The 7,449-nt window shown below is 70.3% G+C and carries 8 protein-coding genes; 2 read left to right on the top strand and 6 right to left on the bottom strand.

Translation table 11 applies throughout. The features are described from left to right. From A5680_RS15725 to A5680_RS15745, 5 genes are all read right to left on the bottom strand, one after another. Nucleotides 1–1,225, bottom strand: a 1,225-nt coding sequence (locus tag A5680_RS15725; RefSeq protein ID WP_067820829.1) for an alpha/beta hydrolase family protein, incomplete at its 3' end; no start/stop codon positions are given. Between the two features lie 117 nt (nucleotides 1,226–1,342). Beyond that, complete coding sequence (locus tag A5680_RS15730; RefSeq protein WP_067820831.1) at nucleotides 1,343–3,577, bottom strand: cation-translocating P-type ATPase; 2,235 nt, start codon at nucleotides 3,575–3,577, stop codon at nucleotides 1,343–1,345. Continuing rightward, nucleotides 3,574–3,783 (bottom strand): heavy-metal-associated domain-containing protein, encoded by a 210-nt coding sequence (locus A5680_RS15735; protein WP_067820834.1) that lies wholly within the window; start codon nucleotides 3,781–3,783, stop codon nucleotides 3,574–3,576. Before A5680_RS15735 ends, A5680_RS15730 begins: the two co-directional genes overlap by 4 nt. Before the next feature lie 116 nt (nucleotides 3,784–3,899). Beyond that, entirely contained in the window at nucleotides 3,900–4,976 is a 1,077-nt protein-coding gene (locus tag A5680_RS15740; protein ID WP_067820837.1) for a hypothetical protein, read from the bottom strand. 74 nt (nucleotides 4,977–5,050) lie between these two features. Beyond that, a complete protein-coding gene (locus A5680_RS15745; RefSeq protein WP_067820840.1) occupies nucleotides 5,051–5,872 on the bottom strand; it encodes a mycofactocin-coupled SDR family oxidoreductase in 822 nt (273 codons plus the stop codon). Nucleotides 5,873–6,012: 140 nt separating this feature from the next. Between A5680_RS15745 and A5680_RS15750 the strand changes: the two genes are divergently transcribed. Beyond that, nucleotides 6,013–6,483 (top strand): SRPBCC family protein, encoded by a 471-nt coding sequence (locus A5680_RS15750; RefSeq protein WP_067820843.1) that lies wholly within the window; start codon nucleotides 6,013–6,015, stop codon nucleotides 6,481–6,483. A 67-nt stretch (nucleotides 6,484–6,550) separates the two neighbouring features. Continuing rightward, entirely contained in the window at nucleotides 6,551–7,024 is a 474-nt protein-coding gene (locus A5680_RS15755; protein ID WP_067820846.1) for a DUF417 family protein, read from the top strand. Here A5680_RS15755 and A5680_RS25330 read toward each other — a convergent pair. Next, on the bottom strand, nucleotides 6,948–7,449 hold a 502-nt coding region (locus tag A5680_RS25330; RefSeq protein WP_082970390.1), incomplete at its 5' end, for a TetR family transcriptional regulator C-terminal domain-containing protein. The two genes, A5680_RS15755 and A5680_RS25330, sit on opposite strands and share 77 nt — an antisense overlap.

Here is a 7,449-nt window from a genome sequence, read left to right on the forward strand (position 1 = left end):
CGGCGGCCGAGCACAACGCGTTGGCGGCGGCGTCCTGCCCCTCGGGGTTGGCGGCGGGGTCGGTGTCGGAAGCGCCGGCGGTGGGGTTGGCTTCCTCGGCGACGTTGCGCGGCTCCGAGGACCCCGGGACGTCGAACCATCCCGACAAACCGGTGTAGCGACCGTGGCGCGCGATCACGGTGAGCGGGTCGAACGCCGCCCAGGCGGTCCGGTTGCCGCCGAACAGCTTGGCGATCGTCTGGTCCTTGGGGCCGACGTTGGGGCTGCGGTCACCGGCGATGTCCACGAACGCGCTGAACAGCTCGGGATGCATGACGGCCAGGTCGACCGCGCAGGTGCCGCCCATCGACCAGCCGGCAACGCCCCAGTTGGCCCGGTCGGCGCTGACGCCGAAGTTCGACACCATGAACGGGATGACGTCTTTGGTCAGGTGGTCGGCGGCGTTGCCGCGGCTGCCGTTGACGCACTCGGTGTCGTTGTCGAACGAGCCGGTGGGGTCGACGAACACCAGCACGGGGGAGAAGCCGTGGTGCGCGGCGGCGAAGTTGTCGATCGCGGTGAAGGCGCCGCCGGGGCCCAGCCAGTCGGCCGGGGTGTTGAACGCGGAGCTGATCATCATCACCGTCGGCAGCCGGGGCGGCGGGTTGCTGTTGAACCATCCCGGCGGCAGGTACACCAATTCCCGCCGGTGCGGGAAGTGGGACGCGTCGGCGTCGATGTCCACCGGCACGACCACGCCCTTGCTCGGCCTGGTGCCGGCGACCTGCATCTCGGTGACCCGCAGCCGGTCGATCTGGTCGGGGAGCGGCACCGAGGTCAGTTGGTTCCACGCGGCGAGCGCCGTCGGGAAGTAGCCCACCCACCCGTTCAGGGACAGGGCCGCGCACAGCACGCACAGCGGGACGGACAGCACCGCCAGCCCGCGCCGCCACCAACGCGTGCCCGGCCAGCCGACCAACACCACCGCGGCGGCCAGGCCGCTCAGCGCGATCCAGAGCCACAGCGTGGTCGGCGCCGGGTCCCCGGCCACCCCGAGCGACGTGATGTACCAGTACGACAGCGCGGTCACCGCGGCCGCGGCGATCAGCCCCGCCGGCAGCACCCACTTGTGCCAGCGCCGCGCGCGCCATTGGATGGCGAAGACCAGCACCAACAGCGTCAGTCCCTGGACGGCCGGCGGGAACCAGCCGTGCAGCAAGGACAGTCGTCCGAAGAATTGGTCCAACGGTCGTTGCCTTTGCTAAGTCGATCGCTGCGGGCGGGCCCGTGGTCGAGGTCGGAACAACTATCCCACACCAGCCTCACCAGCCCGCCTGCCAACGCGGCGCGCGGGCGTGGCGAACTACGCCGCCGCGGTGCTGGTGAATGAGCGCAGCCGCAGGCTGTTGGTGACCACGAAAACGCTGGAAAAGGCCATCGCCGCGCCCGCGAGCATCGGGTTGAGCATGCCGAGCGCCGCGAGCGGAATCGCGGCGACGTTGTAGCCGAAGGCCCAGAACAGGTTGGCCCTGATGGTGGTCAGCGTGTGGCGGGAGAGCCGGATCGCGTCGACGGCCGCGCGTAGGTCGCCGCGGGTGACGATGAGGCCGGCGGCTTCGATCGCGACGTCGGCGCCGGTGCCCATGGCCACCCCGAGCTCGGCGGTCGCGAGGGCCGCGGCGTCGTTGACGCCGTCGCCGACCATGGCGACGACCCTGCCCTCGGACTGCAACCGCTTGATGGCGGCGACCTTGTCCGCCGGCATCGTGTCCGAGATGACCCGCGCGATGCCGACCTGGTCGGCGATCCGACGCGCGACGGTCCCGTTGTCGCCCGTCAGCAGGATCGGCGTCAGGCCCAGCCGCTTGAACTGGCCGACCGCTTCGGCGCTGGTGGGTTTGACGGTGTCGGCGACGACGAGGAATCCGCGGGCCCGGCCTTCCCAGCCGACGGCAACGGCGGTTTTGCCCTCATCCTCGGCGCGGACGAGGGCCGCCGCGAGCGCGGGGTCGGGCGACTGGCCCCATTCGGCCAGCAGGCTGGCGCGCCCGACGACCACGGTGTGGCCGTCGACGTTGCCGCGCACGCCGTGGCCCTCGAAGCTGGTGAACCCGTCGACAGCGGGCAGGGCGCCGACCTCGGCTTTGGCGGCGGCGGCGATGGCTTGGGCGATGGGATGTTCGGACGCGTCCTCGAGCGCCCCGGCGTATCGAAGGAGGGTCTCGCGGTCGGTGCCCGGCCCGCCGATCACGTCGACCAGGGTCATCTTGCCGGTGGTGACGGTGCCGGTTTTGTCCAGCACGATCGTGTCGACGGCGTGGGCGGACTCCAGCACTTCGGGCCCCTTGATCAGCACCCCGAGCTGGGCGGCGCGGCCCGTGCCGACCAGCAGGGCGGTGGGGGTCGCCAGCCCGAGCGCGCACGGGCAGGCGATGATCAGCACCGCGACGGCCGCGGTCAGGGCCGCGGCGGCCGGGGACCCGAACGCCAGCCATCCGCCGAGCGTTGCGAGGGCGATGCCGATGACCACGGGAACGAACACCCCGGAAATGCGGTCGGCGAGCCGCTGCACCTCGGCCTTGCCCGATTGGGCCTGCTCGACCAGCTTCGCCATGTGTGCCAGCTGGGTGTCGTCGCCGACCCGGGTGGCGCGCACGACCAGGCGCCCGCCGGCGTTCACGGTGGCTCCCGTGACGCTGTCGCCCGCGCCGACCTCGACGGGGACGGACTCGCCGGTGAGCATCGAGGCGTCCACGGCCGAGGAGCCCGAGACCACGATCCCGTCGGTGGCCACCTTCTCCCCGGGCCGCACCACGAACTCGTCGCCGACGGCGAGGCGGTCCGCGGGGATGCGAGTCTCGGCGCCGTCGCGCAGCACGGCGACGTCCTTGGCGCCCAGCTCCAGCAAGGCGCGCAGCGCCGCGCCCGCGGTGTGCTTGGAGCGCCGCTCGAAGTACCGGCCGGCCAGCACGAACAGGGTCACCCCCGCGGCGACCTCAAGGTAGATGTGGCCGGCGCCGTCCGAGGGCCGGGCGGTCAGGCCGAAGCCGTCGCGCATCCCCGGTCCGCCGGCCGTGCCCAGGAACAGCGCGTACAGCGACCATAGGAATGCCGCCAGCGTGCCGATCGAGACGAGGGTGTCCATGGTGGCGGCGGCGCGTCGCAGGTTGGTCCAGGCGGCGGCGTGGAAGGGCCGGCCCGCCCACACGACGACGGGGGCGGCCAGCACCAGCGACGCCCACTGCCAGTAGCGGAACTGCAACGCCGGGATCATCGCCATGGCGATCACCGGGCCGGCGAGCAGCGCCGCGGTGATCAAGCGGGCGCGCAGCGCGCCCAGCTCGGGGTCGCCGGCCTTCGCGCGGGTTAGCCGCGGCTGTGGCAAGGCGGCGGCGTAACCGGCCTTTTCGACGGCGGCAATCAACACCTGCGGGTCGTACCCGGGGGGAACCGTGAGGGCGGCCTTCTCGGTGGCGTAGTTGACGGTGGCGGCCACCCCGTCGAGCCTGTTCAGCTTCTTTTCGATCCGGGCGGCACACGCGGCGCAGGTCATCCCCCCGATCTGCAGCTCGATATGGTGCACCGGCGCCGCGCTCATGCGACCAGGGAAGCCTCGTAGCCGGCCTCGTCGACCGCGGCGAGTACGGCGGCGGCGTCGACGGGACGGGAACTGGTGATCACCAGCCGGCCCGTGCGCGCGTTGACCTCGACGTCGTCGACCCCGGGGACGTGCTCCACCTCGGCCCGAACGGCGGCCTCGCAGTGCCCGCAACTCATCCCGCTGACCTGGTACTCGCTGACCATGCCACTCCTTCCATTGCTGCGGGGATACCCGTCGGGGATATGCCTTCGGGCGCTACTTCCATCATGGGGCACAAATAGGAGTGCCATTCGCGGCAGAACGATTGTGCCCGATCGGCTCAGGGCTGGGACAACAGCAGCATGACCCGGCCCTGGGCGCCGGGCGCGGGAAACGCGCCCTCATCGAAGCCGTAGTACTTGCGCTCGTCGGGCGTGACGGCGGCGATCACCTTGCCGGTGGCCGTGAGCTCGCCGTGGTGAACGCGCGCCATCATGCCCTTGAAGTCGGGGACCGCCATGGACTCGGCGAGCACCAGCGCCTCACCCCCGGTGGCCAGCGCCACCAGCACCCCTGCCCCGGCGTAGTTGTTACCGCCGCGGCCCGCCCCCCGCGGCGCCCAGTAGACGGGCCCGGCGGCCACCGCACCTTTCACCCGGCGATACTCGCCGGGATGTTCCGCATCGGCGGCGGTGGCGACCGGTAGGCCGGCGATCGTCCGCTGCTCCTTCAGCCACAGTGCGCCCAACGGGATGCAGGCGATGGCGTACATCAAGACCACCAGGACCAGCACCGGTTTCCAGGCGATCTCCCAGCCGAGCCGACGCGGCGAGATCGCCAGGCCGCGCAGTTGCGCGTCGAGCTGACGGCGCCCGAATCGGAAGACGTACCAAGCCAATACGCGCGCCAGCGCCATGCAGGCGATGATGATCAGGCCGACGATGCCGCAGACCCGCCAGTAGAACGTGCTGTCGCCCTGGTTGACGGTGGCCGCCAGCATCACCGCCGGGATCGGGGCGGTGATCAACAGGAGCAGCGCGTACGACGGGTGACTGGTCAGGTATGGGTACGTGACGCGCCAGGCGGTGTTGCCGCCGTAGACGGTCACCGGGCCGACGTCGGCGCGAACCATCGGCGTCCAGGTCCCCTGCACCACGCGGGGCCTGACGAGGGAGCGGACGAAGAAGAATCCGAACACGAGCGAGACCACGAGCGCGCCCCAGAAGGTCCCATCGAGCCGTTCGCCGGTGCCGGGCACGCCCAGCGCGCCGTGGATATCGATGACCTTTCCGATGAAGAACGTCAACGGCATCACGACGAAGAACTCCAGCAGCCAGATCTGGATTAGCTGAGGAATGCGCGAACCGAGCCGGTCGAAGGCAAGCACGCGTTGCCAGAGGAACCGCAATACGCCCATGACCGGCGACCATATCGATCAGGAGCGATAGCGGCAACGGTTTGGGCGATCCGCGATGCGCTTTGCCCGCCGCCTCAGACGTAGCCCACGCCGATGTCGACCGAAACCTGGCTGGCCGTTACCAGGCGGGACTGGTCGGAGGCCAGCCAGGCGACCGCGTCGGCGATGTCCTCCGGCTGGGCCGTGCCCTCGGGCAACAGCGGCTTGTGCAGCCCGCGCAGGTGCGGGTAGCTGTCGGCGGCCGCGTGCAGGGCTTCACGCATGCGCCCGGTGCCCATCGGTGTGGCCACCGCTCCGGGGTTGAGGCTGTTGACGCGGATGTTGTACCGGCCGAGCTCGGCGGCGAACGCGCGCGCCATCCCGACGACGGCGTGCTTGCTCGCCGTGTAGTGGATCATGAACGACTGCATGTTGATGCCGGCCGCCGATCCGATGAGGATGATCGACCCGCCGCGACCGCCGTCGATGATGTGTCGAGCGCCGGCCATCACCGTGTTCCAGGTACCCGTCACGTTGGTGTCGATGGTGTCGCGGAACGCCTCGGTGGTGATCTGGTCCCAGGGCGCGGGGCTGCAGATCCCGGCATTGGCGACGATGATGTCGAGCCGGCCCAGCTCCCCGACCGCGCGGTCGACGGCGCCTTTGAGCGCGTCCAGGTCCCGGATGTCCACCGCTGCGGGGATGACCCGTTTGCCGTTGGCTTGCACCAAGCGGGCCGTCTCGGCCAGGTCATCCGCGGTCGGAGAGTCGTAGGGGACGCTCGGTGGCAACGGCCCGGCGATATCCACCGCGATGATGTCGGCGCCTTCGGCGGACAGGCGCACGGCGTGGGCGCGGCCCTGTCCCCGTGCGGCGCCGGTGATCAGCGCCACCTTGCCCGAAATCGATTGAGTCATAAACTGTTTGCTCCTCTCGGCGTGGGCTCCGCGTCGCGCCCAGCGCGCCCCCGGCCAGGCGGGGCGATTCCGGTGTTCTGAATTCGACTCGGCGAGCGTAGCGTCGAGTCGACGCCGCCGGACAGCCGAAAGGAAAGAACATGACCGTCAACGTTGTCGACGCGGGTCCACGACGGGTAAGCCGGTCGGTCGAAGTGGCCGCGCCGGCCGCCGAGCTGTACGCGATGGCCGTAGATCCCCGCCGGCACAGCGAGCTGGACGGGTCGGGCACCGTCCGGGACAACATCAAAGTGCCCGCGGAAATGGCTGTGGGGTCGAAGTTTTCGACCCATATGAAGATGTACGGCCTGCCGTATCGCATCACCAGCACGGTGACCGCCCTCAAACCGAACGAACTGGTCGAATGGCGCCACCCGCTGGGCCACCGGTGGCGGTGGGAATTCGAGGCGCTCTCGCCGACCCGCACCCGCGTCACCGAGACGTTCGACTACCACGACGCCGGAGCGGTCAAGAACGCGTTGCGGTACTACGACCTGATCGGAGCGACCAAGGGCAACGCCGCCGGCATCGAGGCGACGCTGGCTCAGTTGCGCGATCGCTACCCCGGGTAGTCGTTCGGCCGTTGAACGAAAGCGGGGTGTCCCTCGTGCCTGCCCTGTGGACGATGTCGAATCTGCCGTGGCCGCCCCCAGCCCCTCTCGTGCGGCGCAGTCGCTGACCCGGACCGGACAACTCGTCGGCCGCTACGGCCTGGTCGTCGTGTTGGCCTGGATCGGGTTCGGGAAGTACGTGAAAATGGAATCCCGGGTGCTCATCGAGCACAGCCCGCTGATGAGCTGGGTCTACGACGTGCTGAGCGTCACCGCGGTGGCGCGCCTGCTGGGGACCATGGAAATCGTTGCGGCGGTTCTCATTGCGCTGCGGCCGGTGTGGCCGCGCGGGTCGGCGGTCGGCAGCGCGCTGGCGGTGGTGCTGTTCCTGGGCACGCTGAGCTTCCTGTTCACCACGCCCGGGGTGGTCGCGAGCCACGCCGGCGGCATACCCGTGCTGTCGGCGCTGCCCGGCCAATTCCTGCTCAAGGATGTGGTGTTGATCGGCGTCGCGTTGTGGAGCTGGGGCGATTCGCTGGGCGCGCGAACAGCGTCCCACTGATCAACTCCTTCGCCGCAACCAGCGTGGCCTCATAGGCGTCGGCGTCCAGGCTGGCCGCGCGTTCGGTGAGCCCGCACGCCAGCGCATGGATCGCGTCGGCCGCGGCGCCCGGGTCGGTACCGGACGGCAGCGCGCCCCGCACCCTTGCATCACGAAGGATCTCGACGATCATGTCGCGCAACGCTTTCAGCCCCGGGTACTGCGGGCGACCGCGCGCCGGGTGTTCGTTGCTTTCGGCGCGGACCGCGCGGTCGAATGCGGCAAGGTGGGGATGCTCGCGCATCAACCGGTTCGTCTCGTCCAACACCGCCGCGAGGCGTTCGACCACGCCGTCGGCCCGTTCGGCCGCGGCCTGCAGCCGCGGCAGCGCGATTCCCTCGATCTCCTCGACGGCGGCGTCCAGCAGCTCGGACTTGTTCGCAAAG

It is taken from the genome of Mycobacterium sp. E2989, assembly GCF_001667595.1.
Classification (GTDB): domain Bacteria; phylum Actinomycetota; class Actinomycetes; order Mycobacteriales; family Mycobacteriaceae; genus Mycobacterium.

Coding starts and splice junctions, on each gene's coding strand:
- A5680_RS15730 (WP_067820831.1), bottom strand. CDS start 3,577: ATGAGCGCGGCGCCGGTGCACCATATCGAGCTGCAGATCGGGGGGATG.
- A5680_RS15735 (WP_067820834.1), bottom strand. CDS start 3,783: ATGGTCAGCGAGTACCAGGTCAGCGGGATGAGTTGCGGGCACTGCGAG.
- A5680_RS15740 (WP_067820837.1), bottom strand. CDS start 4,976: ATGGGCGTATTGCGGTTCCTCTGGCAACGCGTGCTTGCCTTCGACCGG.
- A5680_RS15745 (WP_067820840.1), bottom strand. CDS start 5,872: ATGACTCAATCGATTTCGGGCAAGGTGGCGCTGATCACCGGCGCCGCA.
- A5680_RS15750 (WP_067820843.1), top strand. CDS start 6,013: ATGACCGTCAACGTTGTCGACGCGGGTCCACGACGGGTAAGCCGGTCG.